The organism is Acinetobacter sp. YH12251 (assembly GCF_013417465.1).
GTDB lineage: Bacteria > Pseudomonadota > Gammaproteobacteria > Pseudomonadales > Moraxellaceae > Acinetobacter > Acinetobacter amyesii.
In genome coordinates this window covers 180129-205719 of record NZ_VPDZ01000003.1, presented here as the reverse complement: position 1 = coordinate 205719, position 25591 = coordinate 180129, and the positions used below count along the sequence as shown (strand labels likewise).

At 43.3% G+C, this 25591-nt stretch carries 22 protein-coding genes and 1 tRNA gene; 8 read left to right on the top strand and 15 right to left on the bottom strand.

The window, feature by feature from the left end; genetic code table 11:
• Window positions 1-8 precede the first annotated feature (8 nt).
• The 6 genes from nusA to FTV27_RS04180 all read left to right on the top strand — a co-directional run bounded on the left by nusA (window position 9) and on the right by FTV27_RS04180 (window position 6804).
• Complete coding sequence (gene nusA / locus FTV27_RS04205; protein ID WP_078192558.1) at window positions 9-1493, top strand: transcription termination factor NusA; 1485 nt, start codon at window positions 9-11, stop codon at window positions 1491-1493.
• A gap of 10 nt (window positions 1494-1503) precedes the next feature.
• Entirely contained in the window at window positions 1504-4197 is a 2694-nt protein-coding gene (gene infB, locus FTV27_RS04200; RefSeq protein ID WP_111884116.1) for a translation initiation factor IF-2, read from the top strand.
• Window positions 4197-4604, top strand: coding sequence for a ribosome-binding factor A (locus FTV27_RS04195; RefSeq protein WP_078189413.1), 408 nt, complete (start codon window positions 4197-4199; stop codon window positions 4602-4604). Before infB ends, FTV27_RS04195 begins: the two co-directional genes overlap by 1 nt.
• A gap of 213 nt (window positions 4605-4817) precedes the next feature.
• Window positions 4818-5438: a M48 family metallopeptidase gene (locus tag FTV27_RS04190; RefSeq protein WP_180077146.1), complete on the top strand. Its 621-nt coding sequence runs from the start codon at window positions 4818-4820 to the stop codon at window positions 5436-5438.
• A gap of 74 nt (window positions 5439-5512) precedes the next feature.
• A complete protein-coding gene (locus tag FTV27_RS04185) occupies window positions 5513-6574 on the top strand; it encodes an RNA-guided endonuclease TnpB family protein (RefSeq protein ID WP_180077144.1) in 1062 nt (353 codons plus the stop codon).
• Between the two features lie 35 nt (window positions 6575-6609).
• Window positions 6610-6804, top strand: a complete 195-nt coding sequence (locus FTV27_RS04180) for a hypothetical protein (RefSeq protein ID WP_180005485.1) — start codon at window positions 6610-6612, stop codon at window positions 6802-6804.
• 18 nt (window positions 6805-6822) lie between these two features.
• Here the strand turns inward: FTV27_RS04180 and FTV27_RS04175 are convergent, their stop codons facing one another.
• The 12 genes from FTV27_RS04175 to FTV27_RS04120 all read right to left on the bottom strand — a co-directional run bounded on the left by FTV27_RS04175 (window position 6823) and on the right by FTV27_RS04120 (window position 21202).
• Window positions 6823-7224 carry a Na+/H+ antiporter subunit G gene (locus FTV27_RS04175; protein WP_168378199.1) on the bottom strand — a complete coding sequence of 134 codons (402 nt, stop codon included), beginning with the start codon at window positions 7222-7224 and terminating at the stop codon, window positions 6823-6825.
• 12 nt (window positions 7225-7236) lie between these two features.
• Complete coding sequence (locus FTV27_RS04170; protein WP_078189410.1) at window positions 7237-7512, bottom strand: monovalent cation/H+ antiporter subunit F; 276 nt, start codon at window positions 7510-7512, stop codon at window positions 7237-7239.
• The gene (locus tag FTV27_RS04165; RefSeq protein ID WP_180077142.1) at window positions 7509-8030 is read right to left on the bottom strand and encodes a Na+/H+ antiporter subunit E; all 522 of its coding nucleotides are present in this window, start codon (window positions 8028-8030) and stop codon (window positions 7509-7511) included. The genes FTV27_RS04170 and FTV27_RS04165 overlap by 4 nt, the downstream gene beginning before the upstream one ends.
• A gap of 1 nt (window position 8031) precedes the next feature.
• On the bottom strand, window positions 8032-9840 hold the full coding sequence (locus FTV27_RS04160) for a monovalent cation/H+ antiporter subunit D (RefSeq protein WP_180066124.1): 1809 nt from the start codon (window positions 9838-9840) through the stop codon (window positions 8032-8034).
• Entirely contained in the window at window positions 9840-10205 is a 366-nt protein-coding gene (locus FTV27_RS04155; RefSeq protein WP_078189407.1) for a Na+/H+ antiporter subunit C, read from the bottom strand. Before FTV27_RS04155 ends, FTV27_RS04160 begins: the two co-directional genes overlap by 1 nt.
• Window position 10206: 1 nt before the next feature.
• On the bottom strand, window positions 10207-13047 hold the full coding sequence (locus FTV27_RS04150) for a monovalent cation/H+ antiporter subunit A (protein WP_180077227.1): 2841 nt from the start codon (window positions 13045-13047) through the stop codon (window positions 10207-10209).
• A 342-nt stretch (window positions 13048-13389) separates the two neighbouring features.
• The gene (locus tag FTV27_RS04145) at window positions 13390-14793 is read right to left on the bottom strand and encodes an AAA family ATPase (RefSeq protein ID WP_180077140.1); all 1404 of its coding nucleotides are present in this window, start codon (window positions 14791-14793) and stop codon (window positions 13390-13392) included.
• Window positions 14794-14839: 46 nt separating this feature from the next.
• A complete protein-coding gene (locus FTV27_RS04140; protein ID WP_111884125.1) occupies window positions 14840-16342 on the bottom strand; it encodes a UvrD-helicase domain-containing protein in 1503 nt (500 codons plus the stop codon).
• A 9-nt stretch (window positions 16343-16351) separates the two neighbouring features.
• Window positions 16352-17134, bottom strand: a complete 783-nt coding sequence (gene hisIE / locus FTV27_RS04135) for a bifunctional phosphoribosyl-AMP cyclohydrolase/phosphoribosyl-ATP diphosphatase HisIE (RefSeq protein WP_180026546.1) — start codon at window positions 17132-17134, stop codon at window positions 16352-16354.
• Window positions 17135-17230: 96 nt separating this feature from the next.
• Window positions 17231-18532: an NAD(P)/FAD-dependent oxidoreductase gene (locus tag FTV27_RS04130; protein ID WP_180077138.1), complete on the bottom strand. Its 1302-nt coding sequence runs from the start codon at window positions 18530-18532 to the stop codon at window positions 17231-17233.
• Window positions 18533-18635: 103 nt separating this feature from the next.
• Window positions 18636-19523 (bottom strand): SDR family NAD(P)-dependent oxidoreductase, encoded by an 888-nt coding sequence (locus FTV27_RS04125; RefSeq protein WP_180077136.1) that lies wholly within the window; start codon window positions 19521-19523, stop codon window positions 18636-18638.
• Between the two features lie 401 nt (window positions 19524-19924).
• Window positions 19925-21202 (bottom strand): O-acetylhomoserine aminocarboxypropyltransferase/cysteine synthase family protein, encoded by a 1278-nt coding sequence (locus FTV27_RS04120; protein ID WP_180062802.1) that lies wholly within the window; start codon window positions 21200-21202, stop codon window positions 19925-19927.
• 319 nt (window positions 21203-21521) lie between these two features.
• Here FTV27_RS04120 and ettA point away from each other — a divergent pair, with 319 nt between their 5' ends.
• A complete protein-coding gene (gene ettA / locus FTV27_RS04115; RefSeq protein WP_180042172.1) occupies window positions 21522-23183 on the top strand; it encodes an energy-dependent translational throttle protein EttA in 1662 nt (553 codons plus the stop codon).
• Between the two features lie 63 nt (window positions 23184-23246).
• Here the strand turns inward: ettA and FTV27_RS04110 are convergent, their stop codons facing one another.
• Window positions 23247-23657 carry an SEL1-like repeat protein gene (locus tag FTV27_RS04110; RefSeq protein WP_180077134.1) on the bottom strand — a complete coding sequence of 137 codons (411 nt, stop codon included), beginning with the start codon at window positions 23655-23657 and terminating at the stop codon, window positions 23247-23249.
• Window positions 23658-24011: 354 nt separating this feature from the next.
• Between FTV27_RS04110 and FTV27_RS04105 the strand changes: the two genes are divergently transcribed.
• Window positions 24012-24983: a cation diffusion facilitator family transporter gene (locus FTV27_RS04105; protein ID WP_180077131.1), complete on the top strand. Its 972-nt coding sequence runs from the start codon at window positions 24012-24014 to the stop codon at window positions 24981-24983.
• Window positions 24984-25008: 25 nt separating this feature from the next.
• Here the strand turns inward: FTV27_RS04105 and FTV27_RS04100 are convergent, their stop codons facing one another.
• Window positions 25009-25350: a hypothetical protein gene (locus FTV27_RS04100; RefSeq protein ID WP_180077129.1), complete on the bottom strand. Its 342-nt coding sequence runs from the start codon at window positions 25348-25350 to the stop codon at window positions 25009-25011.
• A 154-nt stretch (window positions 25351-25504) separates the two neighbouring features.
• A tRNA-Glu gene (locus FTV27_RS04095) sits at window positions 25505-25580 on the bottom strand.
• Window positions 25581-25591 lie beyond the last annotated feature (11 nt).

Sequence of the window (25591 nt, the reverse complement as noted above, 5' to 3'; positions counted from 1 at the left end):
GGTGACTTATGGCTCGTGAAATTCTTACCGTAGTAGAAACGGTTAGTAACGAAAAAGGTGTAAGTCGTGATGCAATTTTTGAAGCGCTTGAACAAGCTTTAGTTGCAGCGACTAAGAAGAAATTCTACGAGGGAACTCACTCGGAAGAAGCTCGTCTACGTGTAGAAATCGACCGTCGTACTGGTGATTACCGTACTTTCCGTCAATGGGAAGTGGTTGCCGACGAAGATCACGAAATGCCAGCATGCCAAGATGCGATCTCTGATGTAGATCCTGCAAAATGGGCAATTGGGGATATCCGTGAACTTGAAGTTGAATCGATTGATTTCGGTCGTATTGCGGCACAAATTGCGAAACAAGTGATTGTTCAAAAAATTCGTGAAGCAGAGCGTGCGCTAATTGCAGATGCTTACGAATCTAAAGTTGGTGAACTCATCTACGGTGAAGTGAAAAAACAAACCAAAGATGGCTTTATCATTGATTTAGGTGACAATGCAGAAGCATATCTTGCGCGTGAAGAAATGATCGCTAAAGAAATTCTACGTCCTAAACAACGTGTAAACGCGATTTTGTTTAACGTAAACCGTGAAGGTCGTGGTGCTCAGTTATTACTTTCTCGTTCTAAACCAGAAATGCTTATTGCATTGATGAAGAAAGAAATTCCTGAAATTGCTGAAGAAATCATTGAGATTAAGGCTGCTGCACGCCAACCTGGCGTTCGTGCTAAAATCGCTGTGAAAACAAACGATCACCGTATTGATCCTGTAGGTGCATGTATTGGTATGCGTGGTACACGTATCCAAGCAGTTCAATCAGAGTTAAATGGTGAGCGTATTGATGTAGTCGTTTGGTCTGATGATGCGGCACAGTACATTGCAAGTGCTCTAGAGCCTGCTGATGTATCAGGTATCGTGATTGATGAAGAAGAACGTACTGCAGATATTATTTTTGCAACGAGTGATCAGTTAGCACGTGCAATTGGCTCTCAAGGTCAAAACGTACGCTTAGCATCTGAATTGACTGGTTACAAGCTCAATATGATGCTTGAAGAAGAATATCACGCACGCCAACAAAACGAAGCGCAACAATATTTAGATATGTTTGTTACACGTCTAGATATTGATGAAGACTTAGCGATGGCGTTAGTTGAAATGGGTTTCACATCATTAGAAGAAATCGCGTATGTTCCTGCGGAAACATTCGATGAGATCGAACTTGATGCTGAAACTGTTGAAATGCTACAAGGTCGTGCAAAAGAAATTGCATTGGCTGATGCATTGAAGCAACAAGAAAACATCCAAGAGCCAAGCGAAGAGCTTGCTGCAATGGAAGGCGTGACTAAAGAAATCGCATATGCGCTTGCCGCTCGCGGTGTGGTAACTGTAGATGATCTTGCAGATCAAGCCACTGACGATATCTCTGATATCGAAGGTTTAGGTGCTGAAAAAGCAGGTCAACTTATTATGAAAGCGCGCGAATCATGGTTTAACTAGGAGGTAATATATGACGGACAAGTCGATTAAGGAGTTAGCTCTCAGCGTGGGTCGTCCAGTTGAGAAGCTGCTGGAACAGGTTCGTGATGCGGGTTTACCACAAACTAAACCTGACGATATTATCTCCACTGAACAACAAAATGCCCTCGTTAACCATTTGAAAAAAGTTCATGGTCAGGATGCGGGCAATGCAGGACAAATCACGTTGAAACGTAAAACTACCAGTACTGCTAAAGTGGCGAGTACATCGGGCAAGGCAAAAACGATTAATGTAGAAGTTCGTAAGAAACATACATTTGTTAAACCGGATCCTGAGCAAATTAAAGCTGAAGCATTAGCGAAAGCACAAGCTGACCAACAAGCACGTAAACAGGAACCTAAGGTTGAAGCGAAAGCTGAAGAACCGAAGCAACAACCAGTATCTAAAGCGAAACAAGCTTTAGAAGCAATGCGTGCTGCTGCGAAGCAAGAACATGCGAAGCAAGAAACACCGAAAGCTGCGGTTGTTGTAAAACGTAAGTCAAACAACAAGCCAATTACAAAACCTGTTGAAACTCTAGAACAGAAAAAAGCACGTGAAGCTCAAGCAGCACAATTGAAAGCTGTAGAAGAAGCGGCGCGTCGTAAAGCCGCTGAAGAAGCGCAACAACGTACGCTTGAGCAAATGCGTCAAATGGCGTCTAAGTATTCTAACGAAGACACTACTGCGACCATTCGTGTTGTAGATGATTCTCCGCTTGCTGCCGGCCTTGTAGGTCAGGCATATGAAGATTCATTTGCGAAAGAAGACCGTGAAATTAAACGTGGTACCAATACCAACAATTCACGTTCACCTAAAAAAGGTGGTCGTCGTGGCGAAGAGCAATCTTTCCGTGATAACTCACATAAACGTGGTTTAAAAACAAGTCAAGCGAACAAGCATGGCTTTGAAAAACCAGTTAAAAAACAAGTTTATGATGTTGAAATTGGTGAAACAATTGTTGTTGCTGACTTGGCTGCGAAAATGGCGGTTAAAGTTCGCGAAGTTATCAAATCACTCATGAAAATGGGCGAATTGGTTACTCAAAACCAAGCGATTGATCAAGAAATTGCAGCACTTGTTGTTGAAGAAATGGGTCACAATCCAGTACTTGTTTCGGATACACAAGCAGAAGACAACTTACTTGAAGCAGCTGAAGAAGCGCGTGGTGTCCAAACCACTCGTCCGCCAGTTGTGACAATTATGGGTCACGTTGACCATGGTAAAACATCACTTCTTGACCGTATTCGTCGCTCTAAAGTGGCTGCAGGTGAAGCAGGTGGTATCACACAGCATATTGGTGCTTACCATGTGAAAACTGAAAAAGGTATTATTACTTTCTTAGATACACCGGGACACGCAGCATTTACTGCAATGCGTTCACGTGGTGCGAAATCTACAGATATCGTAGTGTTGGTTGTTGCAGCAGATGATGGTGTTATGCCACAAACTGCGGAAGCGATTGACCATGCACGTGCAGCAGGTACGCCAATTATTGTTGCTATCAACAAAATGGATAAAGAGTCTGCTGATCCAGATCGAGTATTGAATGAGTTGACGACGAAAGAAATCGTACCTGAGCAATGGGGCGGTGACGTTCCAGTGGCAATGGTTTCTGCGCACAGCGGTGCAGGTATCGACGAACTTCTTGACTTGATCTCAATTCAAGCCGAACTTCTAGAGCTGAAAGCATCTGAAGAGGGTGCGGCACAAGGTGTTGTAATTGAAGCACGTGTAGACAAAGGGCGTGGTGCGGTAACATCGATTCTTGTTCAAAACGGTACATTGAAAGTGGGTGACCTTGTTCTTGCAGGTTCGTCATACGGTCGTGTACGTGCAATGACAGATGAAAATGGTCAACGTATTAAATCTGCTGGTCCTTCGATTCCTGTGGAAATCTTGGGTCTACCAGAAGCGCCAATGGCAGGTGATGAAGTTCTTGTTGTAAATGACGAGAAAAAAGCACGTGAAGTTGCTGATGCGCGTATGGATCGTGAACGTCAAAAACGTCTTGAGCGCCAATCTGCGATGCGTCTTGAAAATATCATGGCGTCTATGGGCAAGAAAGATGTGCCTATTGTCAACGTGGTATTGAAAACAGACGTACGTGGTACTTTGGAAGCATTACACGTTGCACTTGCTGAACTTGCAACTGATGAAGTGAAAGTACGTATTATTGGTTCCGGTGTTGGTGCGATCACTGAGTCTGACGTAACACTTGCTGAATCATCAGAAGCGGTTCTTCTCGGCTTTAACGTACGTGCTGATAATACTGCACGTCAAAAAGCTGATGCTGATGGTATCGACATTCGTTACTACTCGATCATCTATCAATTAATTGATGATGTGAAAGATGCGATGAGCGGTAAATTGGCGCCTGAACACCGTGAAACAATTCTGGGTGTGGCTGAAGTACGTGAAGTGTTCCACTCAAGTAAATTCGGTGCTGCTGCAGGTTGTATGGTACTTGAAGGTACATTACACCGTAATAAACCGATTCGCGTATTACGTGATGACGTGGTGGTATTCCAAGGTGAGCTTGAATCTCTTCGTCGCTACAAAGATGTGGTTGAAGAAGTTCGTGCCGGTATGGAATGTGGTCTTGCGGTGAAAGGCTATAAAGACATCAAAGCACAAGATAAGATTGAAGTGTATGATGTTCAATTAATTAAACGGAGTCTTTAATGGCGGGTAGTCAACGTCTGAAGCGTATGGCGGATACAGTACAACGTGAGTTGTCAGAACTGATCCGTCAGGAGCTGAAAGATCCACGCTTAGGTGGTCTCGTGACCATCTCTGCCGTGAAGGTGAGCCCAGACTTAGGATATGCCGAAGTTTATGTGACTGTAATGGGTCGTGAGCTAGGCGATGAGCAAAGTGAAGCCGCAAATAAAGAGACTTTAGATGTTTTGAATAAAGCATCTGGCTTCTTGCGTCATGAACTGAGTCGTCGTATCAAAACACGTATTACGCCACGTTTGCGTTTCCATTACGACAAAACAAATGCTTATGGCAACTATATGTTTGGTCTAATTGCGGAAGCGGTCAAGGACTTACCTCCTACTGACGAAGCAAAAAAAGATGATGAATAATTCAGTTCGCTGAATGAAAAAAGCCACCTTCGGGTGGCTTTTTTATGTTTGAATGGTGATCATGTTAAAAATACCCAATAACACACAGAATTATAACTAGATGATAAAGCTCAGGTTGAAAATGACATTGGATAGTCCAGTCTGTACAAACAATATAATGAAAAAAATCATGTTATTGAGCAGCATATTACTTATCACTATGCCAAGTTGGGCATGTTTAAATACCTATGTAGAAGATTTTGGCTATCTGATTCAGAAAAAGAAAATCAACACGAAGAACATCATGACGAAAAATTGAAGAACTTTGTCTCAAGGCATCCTAGCCCAATAGACTATCAGGCAGAAAATGATTATGCCGTACATCAGATCTACGCAGGCCGTTACGATTTAGCCATTAAGGTTTTACGTGCAATTGAAAATGAGCATCCAGGTTTACCGAAGACGGCAGTGAATTTAGGCACAGCTTATGAGTTGATCGGCAATATTTCACTAGCCAAAAAATGGATTGCTGAAGGTATGAAGCGTGATCCATCGATTCATCTTGGCAGTGAATGGATTCATCTGAATATTTTAACAGCCAAAGAAAAACGTGCGACGGCAAAATATTTTCATGAATTTCCATTGTTGAATGTACATTATGGAACAGGTTATGTACCTGATGCGCACTGGAAGAATCAGCGAAAACTCACAACAGCAGAATATGATGCTATACGAGAGCAGGCCAGTTTACAGATTAATGAGCGGAAAAATTTTGTTTCAAGACAGAATGCCGTGATGGCACAGCTGTTTTATCAAATGGAGCGTAAAACTCAGTCCTTCAGGTCAGAGATATAAGCGACACGACATGAAGTGTCGTTTGATTTAACTAAGGACTATTTTCCTTGAGTTTTGATTGTTAATATAAGTACATGAAAACCCTTAAATTACGTATAAAAGACAAACATCGCAAGGTGTTAGACCAACTAGCATCAGAAGTGAACTTCGTCTGGAATTATGTCAATGATTTAGGGTTTAGGCATTTGAAGCGGAAAGGTGAATTTCTCTCTGCTTTTGATATTGCCAAATATACGAAAGGCACATCCAAAGAATGTAATTTACATAGTCAAACCATTCAGGCTGTAACTGAAGAATTAGTCACCCGAAGAAAGCAATTTAAAAAGGCAAAGCTGAAATGGCGTGTCAGCAATAAAAAATCAGCAAGGCGCTCTTTGGGATGGGTTCCCTTTAAAAAGGTGGCTGTCAAATATGCCAATGGATATGTCCAGTATGGAAAACACCAATTTAAGCTTTGGGATAGCTACGGTTTAAGCAAATACACGTTAAAAACAGGTTCATTTGTAGAGGATAGCCGTGGGCGTTGGTATGTATGTCTTGTTGTTGAATCGCCTAAGCAAGATAAATCGACAGCAACCAAAGCGATTGGTATTGATCTAGGCTTAAAAGATATTGCCACCTGTTCTGATGGCACAGTAATTTCAAATCCAAAATTCTATCGAAAATATGAGCAGAAATTAGGTATTGCTCAGAGAGCCAGGAATAAGAAGCGTGTTCGTGCATTACACGCCAAGATTGCAAATAGTCGAAAAGATCATTTGCATAAAGCAAGCACCAAGCTTGTGAATGAAAATGCATTGATTATTGTAGGTGACTTGAGTGCTAAAAAATTAGTAAAAACCAAAATGGCAAAATCTGTTTTGGATACAGGATTTTCTGCACTAAAAACAATGCTCAAGTATAAATGCGATAACGCAGGCGTATTGTTTGAAGAAGTCCAAGAAGCCTATACCACCCAAATCTGTTCGTGCTGCGGTGAGATCACCTCAAGTAGTCCAAAAGGTAGGACAGATCTTGGAATAAGAGAATGGGAGTGCATGAGCTGTGGTACAGCTCATGATCGAGATATAAACTCAGCTCTAAACATTCTTGCGCTTGGGCATAAGCGTCTAGCTGTAGGAATCACCCTCTTTTAAGGGGGTGAGGATGTCAAGAATTGGCGAATCTTGAGATGAGTCAATATCAGCCTAAATGGTCTGATCATTTTCAAAGTAGTTATGAAACAAATATGCTGATTGATTTAGCTGAAAAATATGGTTTAAAAACGACGCCATATAACCAAAAGCGTTTGCAATATATGGCTCAAAGTAGCGTATTTGAAAAAATGTGGATGCGAATCAAAGAATTTTTTAGCTCGAAGACATAAACAAAACTGGATCTGGAATTAATCCAGATCTTCCGGTTTTGAATGGACTTTAGAGTGAAAGGCACGGCGCCGAGTTCGTTGCCAAGGAAGAGGGCGATTGAGCGCTTCTGGTGCATCACCACTCATCGAGCGCAGTCGTAAATGTAATGCCGCTTGCGCCATAAGGTTTGCAGAAACCGGTGCTGTAATAAAGGCAAAGAGCGTGATCAAGATCTCTGCAAAACCAAAACGGCCTTGAAATGCCGCATAAATAATTGCAGCTATTAGAAAACTTCCTAAGCCTAAGGTGCTCGATTTGGTCGGTGCGTGCAGACGCATAAATAAGTCGGGTAGGCGAACCATGCCAATACCGCCGACCAACATGAAAAAAGCGCCAATAACCAAAAAAATCGAGACCAAAATTTCCATGACTAATTGCATATTAATGTACTCCTAGTCGATGACGTGGCCAGTGGTGAAATATCGTGCTAAAGCGGCTGTAGACACAAACCCAAGCATGGCAACCAATAATGCCCCCTCAAACATCGATGTACTTGCCCAATAAATACCTAAAATGACAATTAAACAGGTGGCATTTAAAAATAAGGTATCTAAAGCAAGTAGTCGGTCTACGATTGAGGGTCCCATCACTAAGCGGATGAGGCACAGTAACATCGAGATCGTCACCGCAACTAAACAGATGCCAAGCGCATACGGTAAAATTGTCATGTGGATTCTCCTGTATCAGCGCCAAAAATGAGGATGAGAGGGCGTTCATAGCGCTCTTTAATGGTTTGAATTTCCGCTTCAGGGTCATCCGTGCTCAGCGCATGGACCAAAATATCACCACGGTCTTGGTCAATCCCAGCAGACACTGTACCGGGTGTGGTGGTGATGATCATCGCAAGTAAAGAATTGACTTCCTCATGCTGTGTATCGAGAGGAACACGGAACCATTTCGGGTGCAGTTTATGTGTTGGCCCAAGGACTAATTTTGCAACATGGATATTACTGACAATAATATCCCACAGCACCACAAAGAATAATTTACATGCTGCCAGCCAGTTGATATTCGGCGTTCGGTCAATAAAAGGGCGAACCAATCGTGGAATAACAATGGCTAAAACCAAGGCCATGCAGAGTGTGGCCGCATCTAGACTGTGCGCTAACATCAGCCAGCTCAGACCAACCATGACTGATACCAATGGATGCGGAAACCAGCGATTTAATACAGATGTTTTCGCCATGTTAAGGTGCCTCCATCGGTTTTAGTTGGGTCTCTTCAGGTAGTTTTTCTTCTTGTTGCTGTCCTTGAATTTGGCGTTGCTTATACTCAGAAATATGCTCGCCATGTAGAGTTTCAGGTGCAATCAATGCAGGAATGAGGTGTGCATTTGGATCGGCTGATTCACCACCATATTTAGTTTCAGGTAAATTTTCAGGATCATAAGGTTGAACACTGATGATTTGACCTTTTTCATCCTTTTTTAGCAGCAATGATTCATATAATGGATTGTCTTGAATTTGCTGTGCAGTTTTGTAGGTATAGTCATAGATCGGCGCAGCAAAAACCATATATCCCACAAGCGCTGTTAACAGCAGATAAATGGTTTTGTCATTACGAAGCGGTGCCTTATTCGGCAAAGCCTGATAACGCTGATATTCTTCAGTATCAATATCATCTTCTGGGCGAGATGAACGCCAGAAAAGCACAAAACCAACTCGGGTGAATGCGATAATACTGAGTAAACTCACCAACAATACGATCAAAATAATCATGATTTGGTAAGGTGAATTGGCCGTTGCTTGCAAGAGAAATACTTTACCCAAAAATCCACTAAATGGCGGTAGACCAGCCATCATCAACGCAATGATGAAATAGCAAACAGCAACGGTATTATGCTGTTTCATACGGGGCGCAATTTTAAAATGATCTTTAAATTCGCCACGTTGTGAGGTAATCCAACCCGAGAGAATATAAAAAGCTGCACCAATGATGGTACTGTGAATCAGGTAATAAAGCCCCGCAGCCCATGCATCAGTATTAAAGAGTGAAATCGCAACCAATATTGTCCCGATAGAAGACAAAATCATAAAACCGACAAAACGACGTAAGCGATCCGTTCCGATAGCACTATAGGCACCATAGAGCGAGGTTACTAAGCCAATCGGTAACAACCACTGTTGTAAGATTTCACGGCTAATCCCATCGTCAAACACAGTACCATTGACACGGAGAATGGCATAGATGCCGACCTTGGTCATTATAGTGAATAAGGCTGCGACAGGCGTGGTTGCCACAGCATAGGTCTTTGGTAACCAGAACCCTACAGGCAGCATTGCAGCTTTGATGCCAAAGACAGTGAACAGTAACAATGCACCAGCCACAGCAATACGATGTTGATCCGCTTCAAGCAAAGGCATAAGTCGTGCAACATCAGCCATATTTAAGCTACCTACACTGCCGTAAATCATCCCGAGTCCAATCAGGAAGAGGGCAGAGGCAAATAGGTTAATGGTGACGTAATGAATACCAAGCTGAAAACGTGCTTTGCCTTGACCATGTAAGAGCAAAACATATGATGCCATCAACAGGATTTCAAAGAACACAAACAGGTTAAATAAATCGCCTGTCAGGAACGCACCACACAAACCCATCAGTAAGAAATGGCACATGGCATGGAAATAACGACCACGTTCGTCCCATTCTTTGCTAGCAAACCACATCACTGGCACAGCAAGTCCATAGGTTAGCACCAACATGAAAGCAGAGAGTCGATCTAAGACTAAAACGATGCCGAATGGTGCGGCCCATTCACTCAAGTTATAAACCAAAACTTGACCAGAGCTGGCAATCATCAAATAACTGATGGATGTGATCAGTCCGAGGATACCAGAGACATAACTGATTCCGCGACGCCAAGGTTGTCGCCAGTCATGCGCCAACGAGCCAGAACCGGGGTTGCCCAGCAGGACTAAAATAAATGCAGTAATTGCAGGAATTAAAATACTGAAAATCGGGCTATGCGTAGTCCAAAATTGGATGAAGTCATGCATTATGGCTCATCCTCCCGCGGGTCAATTTGCGGTATTTCTTCTTTGGAGTCCACATGATCTGTTCCAGTTTCATAGCGGCTACGCAGAGCCAATTGTACGATAAAGGCAGTGGTCGCAAAGCCAATCACAATGGCGGTCAGGACCAAGGCTTGTGGTAAAGGATCGGTCGCTTTGGTGGTTTCAGTTAACACGGCAGGTGCGTTGACATGAATACGCCCCATGACAAATAAAAATAAGTTCACGGCATAGCCAATCATGGCTAAACCCAGTACGACAGGAAAGGTACGTGCCCGCAAAATCAGGTAGACCCCTGTTGCAGTCAGTAAGCCAATGGCTGAAGCGAGTAAAAATTCTAAACTAATCATCTTATTCGCCTCTTGGAACTGGACCAGACATACTCGAGTGACGCGAGTCGCCTAAGACGGAAATCATTAACATCGTCGCGCCCACAACGGTGATGTAGACACCTGTGTCGAAGAGGGCAGCGGAGGCAAGGTGCATTTCACCTAAAATGGGTGGCGATACATAGATATGAGCACTGGTCAGGAATGGACGCCCCCATAGCCAAGCCGCGATACCTGTCAGCCCTGCAATGGTTAAACCAATACCAATCCAAACTTCATATAAGCGACCTGATTTTGCACCAATCAGTTGTTCAGCACGGTCTTGGCCGAGCGCAATATATTGAATCACTAAGGCTAAAGAGGTAATTAAGCCTGCAATAAAGCCACCGCCTGGTAAATTATGACCCCGTAGGAAAATATATAAGCTGATGACGAGTGCTAAAGGCAAAATCCATGATGATGTAATACGGAACATCAGTGGTGACGGATTAAAACGATAGGTCAGACCTTGCGTAATGGTGGTACCATGAGCACGCATACCATCCATCATGCACAGCGTACCAATTGCGGCAATTCCCAGTACGGTAATTTCACCAAAGGTATCGAAGCCACGGAAGTCGACCAAGATCACGTTGACCACATTGGTACCACCACCAAGTGGGATGGATTGCTGCATAAAGAACCATGAGATGGAATTATGATCGCGGGTCATGATCAGCCATGAAATCCATGCGATCCCTAAACCTGCAATAATCGCAATTATTGCATCTCGCCAACGACGAGACACACTCGACTCATAAGGTGTGAGCTGTGGTAATAATGATAAGCTCATGAGTAAGAGCACGGTGGTCACCACGTCAACAGTAATCTGCGTGAGCGCCAAATCTGGAGCGGAGAAACAGATAAACACCATAGTCACAACCAGACCGACTGCACCACTGATGAGGACGGCTTTAATCCGTTCATGGTGGAACCAAAGCATCATCCAACATGCAGAGAATAATAATAGCCACAGAACGATTGCGATGATTGGTGCATGTATCAGTTCACGGCTGCCTGTGCCGATACCTTGCAGCCAAAATGGAACAATGACGATGGCTACACTAAAGATTAAAATCCACAATAAATAGCTTTGTAATTTGCCATTTTCAGTAAAGCGACGGAACTTTCTTGAGCTGAGTAAAAGATGCTTTAAAAATAAGTCGAACAGCACTTTACCTTGCAAACGGCCCAAAAGAGGATCCAAATCGATACGGCGTAATTTGCCGCCCTTTGCCAATGCGAAATAGAAAACTAAACCACCTAAAAGTGCAATCACACTCATCAAAAGGGGTGCATTTAAACCATGCCAAATCGCTAAATGTGTACCTTCAAACGCAGTATTTTGAATACTCGCACGCGCGGTACTATTGACAATATGCTCAACCAATAACGCAGGGAAGAGTCCAACTAAAATACATAAAGCAGCCAGTAAGGTTGCTGGTGCGCGCATGCCAAACGGTGGTTCATGCGCTTCTTTATTGGGAACATCTTTCCCTAGTGGACCATCAAAAAATACCCCATGAACCAAACGTACCGAATACGCGACAGCAAAGATACCGGCAAAGGTGGCAATGATGGCTGACACGATCATCACTGGCCCAGTCAGGTTGGCCAAAAGTTCAGTAAAGAACATCTCTTTAGAAAGGAAACCATTGGTTAATGGTACACCTGCCATAGAGGCCGCAGTGATCATGGTCAGCGTTGCTGTAAACGGAAGTAATTGCCATAAACCAGAGAGTTTTCGTAAATCACGTGTACCTGATTCGTGGTCAATAATCCCCGCGATCATAAATAGGGCTGCTTTGAAGGTTGCATGGTTAATGATATGGAAAATAGCAGCGGCAACTGCGAGGGGAGAACCGATCCCGAGTAAACAAACGATCAGACCTAAATGGCTGATGGTGGAATAGGCCAACAGCCCTTTTAAATCTTCTTTGAAAATGGCAAAGAAGGCCGCCATACATAAGGTAAACAAACCAATAAAGGTGACCAAGTTGTGATACAACGCCGCGCCTGCAAAGATTGGCAATAAGCGTGCAAGCAGGAAAATTCCGGCTTTCACCATCGTAGCAGAGTGTAGATAAGCTGAGACGGGGGTCGGTGCTGCCATGGCATTTGGCAACCAAAAATGGAAAGGGAACTGCGCACTTTTGGTAAATGCCCCCATTAAAATCAATAGCAGTGCAGGTACAAAAAGCGGATGCTGCTGAATTTGGCTACTCATCGTCAAGATTTGATCAATCTGATAGGTGCCCGTGATTTGCGCCAACAGAACAAAACCACCCAACATACATAGACCACCCATGCCTGTAATGGTCAAAGCCATACGAGAGCCACGCTGAGCAGCGTCGTAATTGCTCCAATAACCGACCAATAGGAAAGATGAAATACTGGTGAGTTCCCAGAAAATGAGTAATAAAATTAAATTATTAGACAATGAAATGCCGAGCATGGCAGCCATGAACAGCATCAATAAAACATACAGTTTACTGAGCGAATTCTTTGGACTTAAATAATAGTAGGCATAGATATAAATTAAGGTGCCTATTCCCGTAATGAGCAGGGAAAACAACAAGCCCAGTGCATCGAGACGGAAACTGAAATCAATGCCAACTTGAGTGAGCCACGGCCAAGTTTGAATGATGGTTTTGCCATTAAAGACATCTGGGGCCTGACTCAATAATAAAACTAAACTGCTGAGGCTGACGCCAATCGCCCCTAAAGCTGTTACCCCGCGAGAGAATTGCTTCAACCACGAGACAAGTGTTGTGCCTAGTATTAACGGTAACAATATAATAATCGGTAGCACACTCGTATCCATTGTCATGATTAGGCGGTGAAACCTAGGTGTATTTCATCTTTCAAGGATTACAGGACAGCAAAGAGCAGTCCAAAAATTCAATCTTGAAAGCCATGTGTGTCAAAAAAATTAAAAACAAGCTGTGTTGCGCAACTCGTAAAGCGATAGCAATTTCCGATGTTACTATGAAAATTGCAAATAAAACCGATCATATTACATGCGTAAAACAACATCAATCTTTTTTATGAACCACTTACACATTATACGCCTGACGAAACTGTCTAGACATCTATTGCGGCCTTGTTGCTGAATATTTAAACATCGAGGCTATGGATTACGCTCACTTAATCAGCCTCAGTTTTTTTAACTTAGCGGTTGGATCGTAACGTCCTGATCACCCCGCTGTGATAAAGCCCTAACCAATTCTTGTTGCTGTTGCTCGGTCAGTTGCGTCTGGATTAATTGCAACATGTGCTGGATCGTATCTGGGCTGTTCAGTGGCTCATTTAATTCAATCTCTTCAGTTTTGGCTGGAAGCGATACCTTTGATCCGAGTTGCAACTGCTGATAAATCTGATCATAAGTTTCTTGTAGTTTTTCAGGCTGAATCTCACTGAGCTTTTTATTCTGTAGTTGTAAGCACTGAAAACGAGAAGCCTGTTCCAGCAGTTCAGGACGGTTGCCGCTGGCAATGATTTGGAGTCGTGGAAACGCTTGATTTAAACGGGTCAAAATCACTTGAGTCATGTTTTGATCGAGTTGGTGGTCTATGGCGTCGATCAATAAAATACCGTCACCTTCTTGGCACGGATATAAGCTATGAGGATTGAGTAGGCACAGGCGACGCACAATATCACCAATTAAGGCCACAAGGTTGCGGACACTATTCGACAACTGTTGAAACAACATGTCTTTGCCTTGATAGCAGACCATTAACTGTAATCTAGGGTGATATTGCAGATAAATATTGGTCACATCGGGCAACACGGTCTCTAAGGCTTGTTTTAATGATCTGAGTGACGGCGCGTGTAGATCGGCCTGAGCTTGCGCCAGTTTTTGTCCAAAAAGTGGCGTGTCAGATGTGTTGGATGAGTCAGTTGGGTTTTTTGGATGTAATAAATTTTGAATTAATTCGGCACTTTGTGCATTTTCTATATCGGATATTTCTCGAAACCACTCAAAAAAACGAATAAACGTGGTAAAGGGAATGGCCGAGATTTCATAGGCATGTGAAGGCTGAAAAATAGCAGGATTATTTTTATTGAGAATATTTACGTCGTTGACGAAGCGTTCAGCAGGGTAATAGGCAATGAGCGGCAGCCCTTGTAACGGATCAGCTTTGAGGGCTTTTTGATACAGCGCAACCATCGATTCCAATTGCTGTGTTTCGGCCTTACTGAGGCCGACGCCTTGACTGTTTAAGGTTTTATACAGTTGCCATGAACAACATTGTGGGTCTTGGTCTTGCTGATCACTTGAAAGCTGAAATGCGCCAATGTCTTCGGGAAAACTGACCTGAATATCAAGTTTCGATTGTAAGCGATTTAACATGATGTCTTGATCGAGCATCACCACACCTGCGGTACGCAAATCTTTATAGCGTGCAGCAAACCAAGTGAGGGCCTGGTAACTAAAGCGCAGTAGGGAGGTTTTTCCGGAGCTTTGATCACCCAAAATTAAGGTAATCGGCAGATCGTGATAATTAAAATTGAGGGTGATATCAGTAAAATGAAGGGTGTGCTTGAGTTGAATCGATTGTATTTTCATGGTGCACCTTTTACTGATTTATTGTTTATTCACCTTTTTCATCATACTAGCTGACCGCTTGTGCCAAAGATTTGGGCATTTGACGTTTTAAGTGCTGCATCAAGTCATAAATATGATGGATATTTAAACTTACTTTAGCACGTGTGCAAGCCACGTAAAGTAACCGTAACTCTTCGTCACTAATTTTATAATCTTTATCGTTGAGTTTAAATTGGTAGTCATCTTCTATATGTACCCGATCCCATTCTAAACCTTTGGCTTTATGGGCTGTCGAGATGATGTAGTCGGCTTGATCAATCGGGGTGATTTTCGCCAGCGCCTTTTTCAGCGGGTCAGTGCCGTGATCATCGACCAACTTCACCAGCGGTTTAATATCGCTGCCGTCATTGGTTTCACAATATTCATGTACATCATGCCATGAGTTAAACCATGCAAGCTCTGGGACATCGACCACGCGTTTGCCTTGTTTGAGCATGGCTGCAGCATCGACAAAACGATTGAGTCGCGCATGATCTGCTTGCAGGCTAACTTTTTCACCTTTGACCAAACCCGCCAATAATAGTTCCATCGCGCGTGCATTGGTACGACATAAAATGGCATCCCGCATCTTGGTATGAGGCTTATTAACCACTTTAGAGTTGAGTTGTGGATTACCCAATAACGGTACGGTTTCATTCAATGCGCCCAGCAGAGCATTGGCGTTCAAGGCAATTTCTTCACCAAAACGGAACGACGTGGTTAAACGTGATTCAGGTAATGGGAGTTGCTGCATGGCATTGACTGCGCCACGCCATGCATAAATTTGTTGATGCGCATCGCCAACATAGATGACTTGGGTATTCCGCTGTTTCAGTAAAATCCCTAGCATTAGCGGGTCAGCATCTTGAGCTTCATCGAACAGCACATAATCCGCAGGAATATTTGGTTCAGACAAAGCCCAAAGTTTTAAATAAATATCGTGCCCAATCCCTGCTGCATGGTTCGGATCAATCGACTCTAACCAACGACGTTCAATGGCAGGATACAAATGCTTTTGTAAGCTTTCGATATCGTCAGGATGCAACCAACTCGGTGCTTGTAGATGTCTTGGAGCAGGATACTGTGAACTGGTCGAACAGAAATAACTGACAGCGTTTGCCACCAGACTCGCCAAGCGCGAAGGCATGAGCACATATTTTTCATAACGACCGCCCATCATACGACGTAGGGTGATCGGTTCTAGTCGATATTCTTTGGCAATAAAGCTCGGACTTAAACGTGGTAGACGCAGTTTGTCAGTCACTCCACGTGGAACACTACGATAAGCCAATGAGTGGAAGGTTCGACAGTCGACATTTTGATGAAAACGATTCTGTGCTTCGGTGGCAATGGCTTTGTTAAAGGCCAAGTACATGCCACGCCGCTGAGGCATGGCATCACTGATCATTTGCAGTGTGGTTGTTTTACCTGTGCCAGCATAGGCAATCACTTTAAATGATTTACCAAGACGTGCGTTATCTATGGCAGTGGCCTGCTCATAGGTCGCGGTCGGTTTTTTAAGATCTGGCACGGTTGCGTCTTAGTGCTGACGGTTGGCTTTTTCAACCAAACCGGAAAGGCCTTGACGACGAGCGAGTTCGTTAAGTACCAATTGAGGATCAATATCGAAATAACCCAACATCACAATGGTATGGAACCAAAGGTCTGCTACTTCGTAAATCAGATCGTTTTTGTTGTCTTCATTGGCTTCGATTTTAAAATCTTTAGCGGCAATGATGGTTTCAACACTTTCTTCACCGATTTTTTCTAAAATTTTGTTGAGGCCTTTATGGTAAAGCTTTGCCACATAAGAGGACTCAGGATCAGCTTGTTTGCGTTCAGCCATCATTTTACCTAAGTAGTCGAGTACTTCGACTTGCTCAGATTGCGCATTGGATGCATTCATCGCAAGGGTATGCGGATTTGCTGATTTTACACCATAAATTGCAGCAGGATCTTTCAATTGCGCATCGACAATTTCCCAGCCATTGGCAGTAAGCTTGCGGTAGAAGCATGACTCACGGCCGGTATGGCAGGCAATCCCGCCATGCTGTTCAATTTGTAGCACAATCACGTCAGCATCACAGTCCAAACGGATTTCATGCACGGTTTGGAAATGGCCAGATTCTTCACCTTTATGCCATAACTTATTGCGTGAACGTGAAAAGTATACCGCTTGATTTTTTTCTGCAGTTTGCGCCAAGGCTTCACGGTTCATCCATGCCACCATCAAAACGCGTCCGCTTTGATGATGCTGTGCAATAGCAGGCACTAAGCCTTGTTCGTTAAATTTTACTTCATCGAGCCATTGCAGGTTGTTCATGAGGATTTCACCAATTCAAAAATCAAAAAATAAATGCCGCAGCATTTGAGCAGCATCATAGTGTAAGCCATCAAGAGAATGATGGGGAGTTAATTCTTAATCAAATTTTAAATTGCGCAGTTCAGCCGCAGAATCATCTGCAGGCTTGCGGGCAATGTCGGCATAATTCATTTGCCCAAATGCACCGGTTTTTAAGCCGGAAATCGTGATGGCCATTTCTTTGCGGAAAAATGGCAGCTGATACATGGCACGAAATGAAATATCACGCAGCGGCGCTGTCCAGCGATGATGAGATTGATAAAACGGAGTCAGCAGGCGGCTAAAAAATTGGTAAAACCGCACGGACGGCAACCGCAGTTGATGATACTGCTGCCAGAGGTTTTGCAGTGAGGAATCCTGTTGATGTTGAAGTAGGGCCTGACTGATGGCCCATGCGTCGAGTAGCGCCATATTGGCGCCTTGTCCAAGCTGTGGACTCATGGCATGAGCTGCATCCCCTAAGATGCCGATACGGCCTTCACCGAGCTTGCTCAGCACCACATCACGATAGTTGGCAGACAGCCACTGCTGCGGATCATCTGGATGTGGAATCACATGCGCTAACCATTCTGCAACACTCGGCCAGCGTTTCGAAACTTCAAGCAACCATTGCTGCTGTGCGTTCTTGGTTTTTAAGAATCCTTCTAAATCTGCTGTAGGTAGACTCCAGAAAATACTCGAAAGGCGCTGTTCAGGCTGTGTTGGAATTGCTCCCGTAGGCATCACACCCATCATGATGTTGGAGCGGTCATAGAACTGATGCAAGATCTGTGGATTCAGCACTTCGCATTCAGGCACGATGATCCACTTTGCCCCCCAAGGATAGGCTTGGTTGAGCTTTTCCCATGCTTTAGGGCGTAAATGGCTGCGTGCGCCATTGGCGATCAGCACGAGATCAAACTGACGTTGAAAGGATTGATCTGCGGACTGCCCAATCACGTTAATACCGTCACTGGATTCTTGAAGTGCATGCACCTCATGCGCCATGCACCACTCAACGTGTTGAGGATATTCACCGACTTTGGATGCAAGGACATGACAGAGCGTGGCACGGTGAATGCCGAGTCCATATGAACGTTCATCGGCTTGTCGATAATGACTGTTTATCAGTAAGTCGCCGCCAGCCAGTTGACCTTCCAGACCGGTTACCACAGCACCTAGGCTTAAGGCATGTTCCAAAATGCCTAAATGTTCGAAAACTGCCAGTCCGGCAGGTTGTAATAATAGTCCTGCACCCACAGGGTCAAGTTGTGAGACTTTTTCATATAAGCAGATCTGATGGCCTTGAGCAGCAAGCATTGCTGCAGCAGCCAATCCTGCAGTACCTGCACCGATGATGGCAATATTTTGAGTTTTCATTGTTATAAAAGTTGATTTTATCTCAGCCCAATGTAGCAAAGTTGCCGCATAAAACCCAATAAAAAAAGCCCTCAAAAGGGCTTTTTAAAGGGTGAGTCAGGTCTTACCAGTGTTCACCAGGGAATAGGCGAGCATATGCTTTTTGTACCCAATTGAGTTTTTCTTGCTTACCAATAGACGCTGAAGAGCTTGGGAATAGGTTATAACCAATCGACATGAGTTTGTTATTAATGTCAGGAGCAATGGAGTAGGTGATCGAAGCCAAACGGCCCAAATTGGTCGCCACTTTCTTCGGACGTTTCACGATGGCATAGGCAATCAGGTCAGTTGCTTGTTCTGGAGAAAGCGTTGGAACATATTTATAAATTTTGGTTGGGGCGATCATTGGCGTGCGCACCAATGGCATGTAGACCGACGTGATGGCAATATTATGCGAGTGAACTTCAGCACTTAGGCAACGGCTGAAAGCATCTAATGCGGCTTTAGATGCAACATACGCAGAGAAGCGCGTTGCATTGGCCAATACACCAATCGAACTGATGTTGATGATATGACCTTCACGGCGAATCATCATTTTCGGCAGTAAATTCATCACCAAACGTACCGCGCCAAAATAGTTCAACTGCATAGTACGTTCAAAATCATGGAAACGATCAGTTGATTCATACACGGCACGGCGAATAGAACGGCCAGCGTTATTAATTAAGATATCGATATGATCGACGGAAGCGAGGATTTGTTGTGCCACAGCATCAATGGAGTCCATATCATTGAGGTCACATGGGAAAACATCGGCTTTACCGCCAGTGGCTTCAATTTCAGCTTTTACGGCATCAAGAGTTTCTTTGGTACGTGCAACCAGTAGAACATGTGCGCCTGCGTTGGCAAGGCGATGCGCTGTGGTTAAACCGATACCACTTGATGCACCGGTGATTAAAATAGTCTTACCGTTGACACGGTCAACGAAACGTTTCTCAAGTCTTGAATTCACGATGAGGTTCCCTGTTAAATCAGTTTTATTGTATTCATTTATCGGCCCGACAACGCTATGTGCAGGGCTGTTTTAAGTCAGCGGTATGATAGCGTTTTATTCAAAAAAAGCCATATGATAAGTAATTGATAATAAAATAATATTTAGAGTTTTTACTCTAAATTAAAATCCCTATTTACTCAATTTTTAACACATAAATATGTGAAAGAGAAGTGCTTTTATCAACATCGTTGCAACCTAAAAAAGTCGATTTTCAAGATAAATAAAATTGTAAATAAATATAGAAGCAGGGCCATAGATGCCCAAAGTTGGAAGGCGGATTATGTGGGAGTGGTTATTTAAATGAAATGGAAATAAAAACAGGCCTTAAAAATAAGACCTGTGGATTGTGCAATTATGGTTTAAACAGCAGCTAAGGCTTGCTCTAAGTCTGCAATCAAGTCATCCGCATGTTCGATCCCAATCGATAAACGAACCATATCAATGCTGACCCCCGCTGCTTTGAGTTCATCTTCATTGAGCTGACGATGTGTCGTGGTCGCAGGATGGCAGGCTAAACTTTTGGCATCACCAATATTCACAAGGCGAGTAAACAACTGTAAGGCATCGATGAAACGTGTGCCACCTGCAAGGCCATCTTGAACGCCGAATGAAAGAATTGCAGATGGTTTGCCTTTGACATATTTTTGCGCCAAAGCATGTTGTGGGTGGTCTTTTAGGCCAGCGTAGTTAACCCATTTTACTTTTGGATGCGCTTGTAAATATTCAGCCACTTTTTGCGCATTTTCGGTATGGCGTTCCATGCGCAGGCTCAGGGTTTCCAAACCTTGTAAGATCAAAAACACATTGTGCGGGCTGATCGCAGCGCCAGTATTACGTAATGGCACTACACGCGCACGGGCAATGTAGGCGGCTTCACCTAAAGCTTCGACATAATTCACCCCGTGGTAGCTTGGATCAGGGGTGTTGAGTGATTTAAAGCGTTCAGGGTATTTGCCCCAAGGGAACTTGCCGCTATCGACGATGATGCCGCCGATCGAATTACCATGACCGCCAATATATTTGGTGAGTGAGTGCACCACGATGTCGGCACCAAATTCAAATGATTTTTGCAGGACAGGAGTAGCCACAGTATTGTCGACCACCACAGGTATGCCAAACTCGTGCGCAATTTTCGAAATTGCTTCGAGGTCAATAATATTGCCCAATGGGTTACCAATAGATTCGACAAAGACCAACTTGGTTTTGTCATCAATGAGACTGCGCAGCGCTTCAGGGTTTTGATAATCAAAGAAGCGAACTTCAATGCCTTGTTTCGGCAGGGTGTGGGCAAACAGGTTATATGTGCCGCCGTACAGGGTCGAAACTGAAGCGATATTGTCGCCTGCTTCAGCAATGGTTTGAATCGCATATGTAATGGCGGCCATACCAGAGGCTAAAGCCAATGCACCGATACCGCCTTCGAGCGCTGCAACACGCTGTTCAAGGACTGCCGTGGTTGGATTCATAATGCGGGTATAAATATTCCCCTGAACTTTTAAGTCAAATAAATCAGCACCATGCTGCGTGTTATCAAAGGAATATGAGGTGGTTTGATAAATTGGAACGGCAACCGCTTTGGTGGTTGGCTCCGGTGTATACCCCGCGTGAATTGCTAAAGTTTCGTCTTTATAGGTCATGATTACTTCATCTAAGTGAGCTAGTTTTTTAAACAGTCTATCATTTATACATATGAATAAAAGTGCTTTATTTCTAAAATTAATATCATAATTATTCATATTGTTGAAAAAATTTCAGCTAAATATGAGCGAAATCATGCCTAAAACCGCATGTTTAAATTTTGTTCGCCATTAAACTTGTAACAATGCATTGAAGCCGTGTGCGAAACCTTATTTTTTCACGACTTTATGCGTATAATAGCCGATTATTTTTTCGCTCAATTGAGCAGGGGCAACTTTGTGTTGTTCCGTATATGTTTTGACTATTGAGGAGTCCTAAGTGGCCCAATATATTTACACGATGAACCGTGTGTCGAAGATGGTTCCGCCTAAGCGCGAAATCCTGAAAGACATCTCTTTATCATTTTTCCCAGGCGCAAAAATTGGTGTGCTTGGTCTAAACGGTGCAGGTAAATCTACCTTGCTTCGTATTATGGCGGGCGTAGATAAAGATTTCTCAGGTGAAGCACGTGCTCAACCGGGTATCAAAATTGGTTACCTTGAACAAGAGCCGCCATTGGATGAAAGCAAAGACGTTCGTGGTAACGTTGAAGACGGTTTACGTGAGCCGTTAGATGCTTTGGCGCGTCTTGATGAAGTGTTTGCAGAATATGCAGCAGAAGATGCTGACTTTGATGCACTTGCAAAAGAACAAGAGAAGTTAGAAGCCATTATCCATTCATGGGATGCACATAATATTGTGAACCAAATGGATCAGGCTGCTGCAGCGTTGAACCTTCCAGCTTGGGATGCAGATGTATCTAAGTTGTCTGGTGGTGAGCGCCGTCGTGTTGCACTTTGCCGTTTGTTATTGTCTAAACCAGACATGTTGCTTCTAGATGAGCCAACGAACCATTTGGATGCTTCATCAGTATCATGGTTGGAACGTTTCTTGAAAGACTTCCCAGGTACGATCGTTGCGATTACCCATGACCGTTACTTCTTGGATAACGTGGCAGAGTGGATTCTTGAGCTTGACCGCGGCATGGGTATTCCATACCAAGGCAACTACTCTTCTTGGTTAGAGCAGAAAAATGCCCGTTTAGAGCAAGAACAGAAGCAAGAAGAATCTTTTGCTAAAGCATTGAAAAAAGAACTTGAATGGGTTCGTTCAAATGCTAAAGGTCAGCAAAAGAAAAACAAAGCGCGTATGGAGCGTTTTGAAGAGCTTAACTCACGCGAATTCCAACAGCGTAACGAAACGTCTGAAATCTATATTCCACCTGGTCCACGTCTAGGTAACAAAGTTGTAGAAGTTGAAGGTATCAGCAAGTCGTTTGGTGATCGCACGCTTTATAAAGATTTATCATTCGTTGTACCACCTGCTGCAATTGTAGGTATCGTGGGCGAAAACGGTGCGGGTAAAACCACATTATTCCGTATGATGACAGGCGAACAACAACCAGATACAGGTACAGTTACACTGGGTGAGTCTGTTAAAGTGGCTTATGTTGGTCAGATTCGTGACACCTTAGATGACAACAAAACTGTTTGGGAAGAAGTTTCTGGCGGTTTAGACATCTTGAAAATTGGTGAATACGAAATCGCATCTCGTGCGTATATCGGTCGCTTTAACTTCAAAGGTCAAGATCAGCAAAAACGTGTAGGTCAATTGTCAGGTGGTGAGCGTAACCGTTTACAACTTGCGAAAATCCTGCAAATGGGCGCAAACGTCATCTTACTCGATGAACCATCAAACGACTTGGATATTGAAACTTTACGTGCGCTTGAAGATGCCATTCTGGTATTCCCAGGTACTGTAATGGTGATCTCGCATGACCGTTGGTTCCTCGACCGTATTGCTACGCACATCTTGTCATTTGAAGGTGAAACCCCTGAATTCTTCACGGGTAACTACCATGAATTTGAAGAATACCGTCGTAAACGTGATGGTGATGACCTTGTTGCAAAGCGTCAAAAATACCGCAAAATTGGTAACTAAGTTCCAGTTTTAAAATAAAAAACCAGCCTGCGGGCTGGTTTTTTATTGCGTGAGAAGCAATGACTATACAACAATGTCTTCATAGGCATGATGTAAGACGTAGTCTGCTTGTTCATGGCCTTGTGCAGCCGCTTTACTGAGCCAAAGCTCTGCAAGTTCATAATTGCGGTCTAAGCCGAGTTCTCCACGTAAATAACCGAGACCTAAGCGATATTGGGCATCTTTATGACCTTTTAATGCGGCACTTAAGAAATTCCACATGGCATTGCGATAGTCAGTAGGGGATTGGTCTGCTGAATCCATAGTATGGTGACTGAGAAAGTCTTGATGGTGTTGAGCCGCAAGAATTTCAAAATAAGTCCCTTGGGCGTAATCACCCTCGGCTTCTGTAATCGAAAGGTGCATTCCTTGCAACTTTGGATTCATCTGTTGTGACAACAGTGCATAGATTTTTTTCAGAGCTTGTATCATCATTGTTAAACTCCTTGTTGCTAAATATAACCACTTGATTAATAAAAATATTAATTGCAGTCATTCGTGCGCTGCGATGAATGATTTAATTGTTTTAAACAGATCACACTTAAGATGAAAATTAGCATGCTTGTCATGATATGTGAATAGGTATTGAAAAATATTTATAAGTGATTTCAGTCATCTAGATCGCGAAAAATTATTTTTAATAAATTGAAAGTAGATGCTGAAAAAAGCAGTTTTAAAGTTTGAAGGTAAAACGTAGTACTGAAGGTTGAATAATGTAATTTTATTACGTTTACTGCACCTGTTAAGCTCAAGACTGAAGAATATATAATTTATAAAGGTCAGAAAATAATGAGTGAGCATCATGGGCATGACCACAGCCATGCCGTTGTCACAGAAGGGAATGTCAAAAAATTAAGTTTTGCCTTAGCACTGACCACGACGTTTTTGATTATTGAAGTCATTGCTGGATTTATGACGCAAAGTTTGGCGCTATTGTCAGATGCGGCACATATGTTCACCGATGCTGCAGCCCTTGCCATAGCATTGGTCGCGATCAAAATTGGCAAGCTTCCTGCTGATAACAAACGTACCTTTGGCTATCAGCGTTTTGAAATTTTGGCTGCCTTGTTTAATGCCTTGATGCTATTTGTGGTTGCGATTTATATTTTGTATGAGGCCTATCAGCGCTTTTCAACGCCGCCGGAAATTCAAAGTATGGGCATGATGATTGTGGCCGTCATCGGTCTAATCATTAACTTAATCTCGATGCGTATTTTATTTTCCAGTTCACAAGAAAGCTTGAATGTGAAAGGGGCGTATCTAGAGGTGTTAAGTGATGCCTTAGGTTCGGTCGGTGTGATTATTGGCGCAGCGATTATTTATTTTACCGGCTGGATGTGGGTCGATACGCTTATTGCGGTGCTCATTGGCTTTTGGGTCTTACCAAGGACTTGGATTTTACTCAAACAAAGTATCAATATTTTATTGGAAGGTGTGCCGGAAGAAATCGACATAGAAAAGTTACGCAATGATTTATTGGCACTCAATGGGGTAGAGAGTATTCACCAGTTAAAGGTCTGGGCAATAACATCAAAGAATGTGCATTTGACAGTTCATCTCTTTGCACCTGAAGCCGATCGTAATGCCTTGTATTTTGAGGCGATTGAAATGTTGCAACATGAACATGGAATCACAGAGATGACATTACAAATCGAAGAAGATGAATGTGTGGTACACCAACACACCCAAAAGTCTGATCATGCACATGAGCACCTTCAAGATGATCACGCGCATTCTCATGATGAACCACATCAGCACTAATGCTGATGTGATTTAAATGGCCTGTTTAGATTTCCCACTCATGATTACATTCGCGGCATTTCCATTTTTTCTGTGATTGCATAAAACTTTGCATTGAGATTTTAAAATCTGGCAGGTCGCGGTAGAACATGAAGCCTGCAATCAAGCAAGCAATAAATATAACAACAGTCGCAGTTTGTAATGTAGTGCCTGCACCGTCGCCAAAAATCCACATTGCGATGCTGATAATCACCAACAGTAAAAGAATAAATACCGCAGGGATGAGGATAATCAGGCTTTTAGGCACGACAGGACGAGCAACAGGCTGGCCTGCTTGCGCAAGAGGCATAATTTTAGGGCTTTGACATTTAGGGCAACGGTATTGCATTGCAACTCCATAATTTTAATCTATGGTTTATTTTAATCAGAATGACGCAGAAAGCAAAAATACCGTAAATTTAAATCAGATAAAATTTAGGCAATAAAAAACCCAAGTCATAATGCTTGGGTTTTTTATAAGATGATTTGCATCACCTTGAATATGGCGTCCCTACGGGGATTCGAACCCCGGTTACCGCCGTGAAAGGGCGATGTCCTAGGCCTCTAGACGATAGGGACAATTTGAGGCA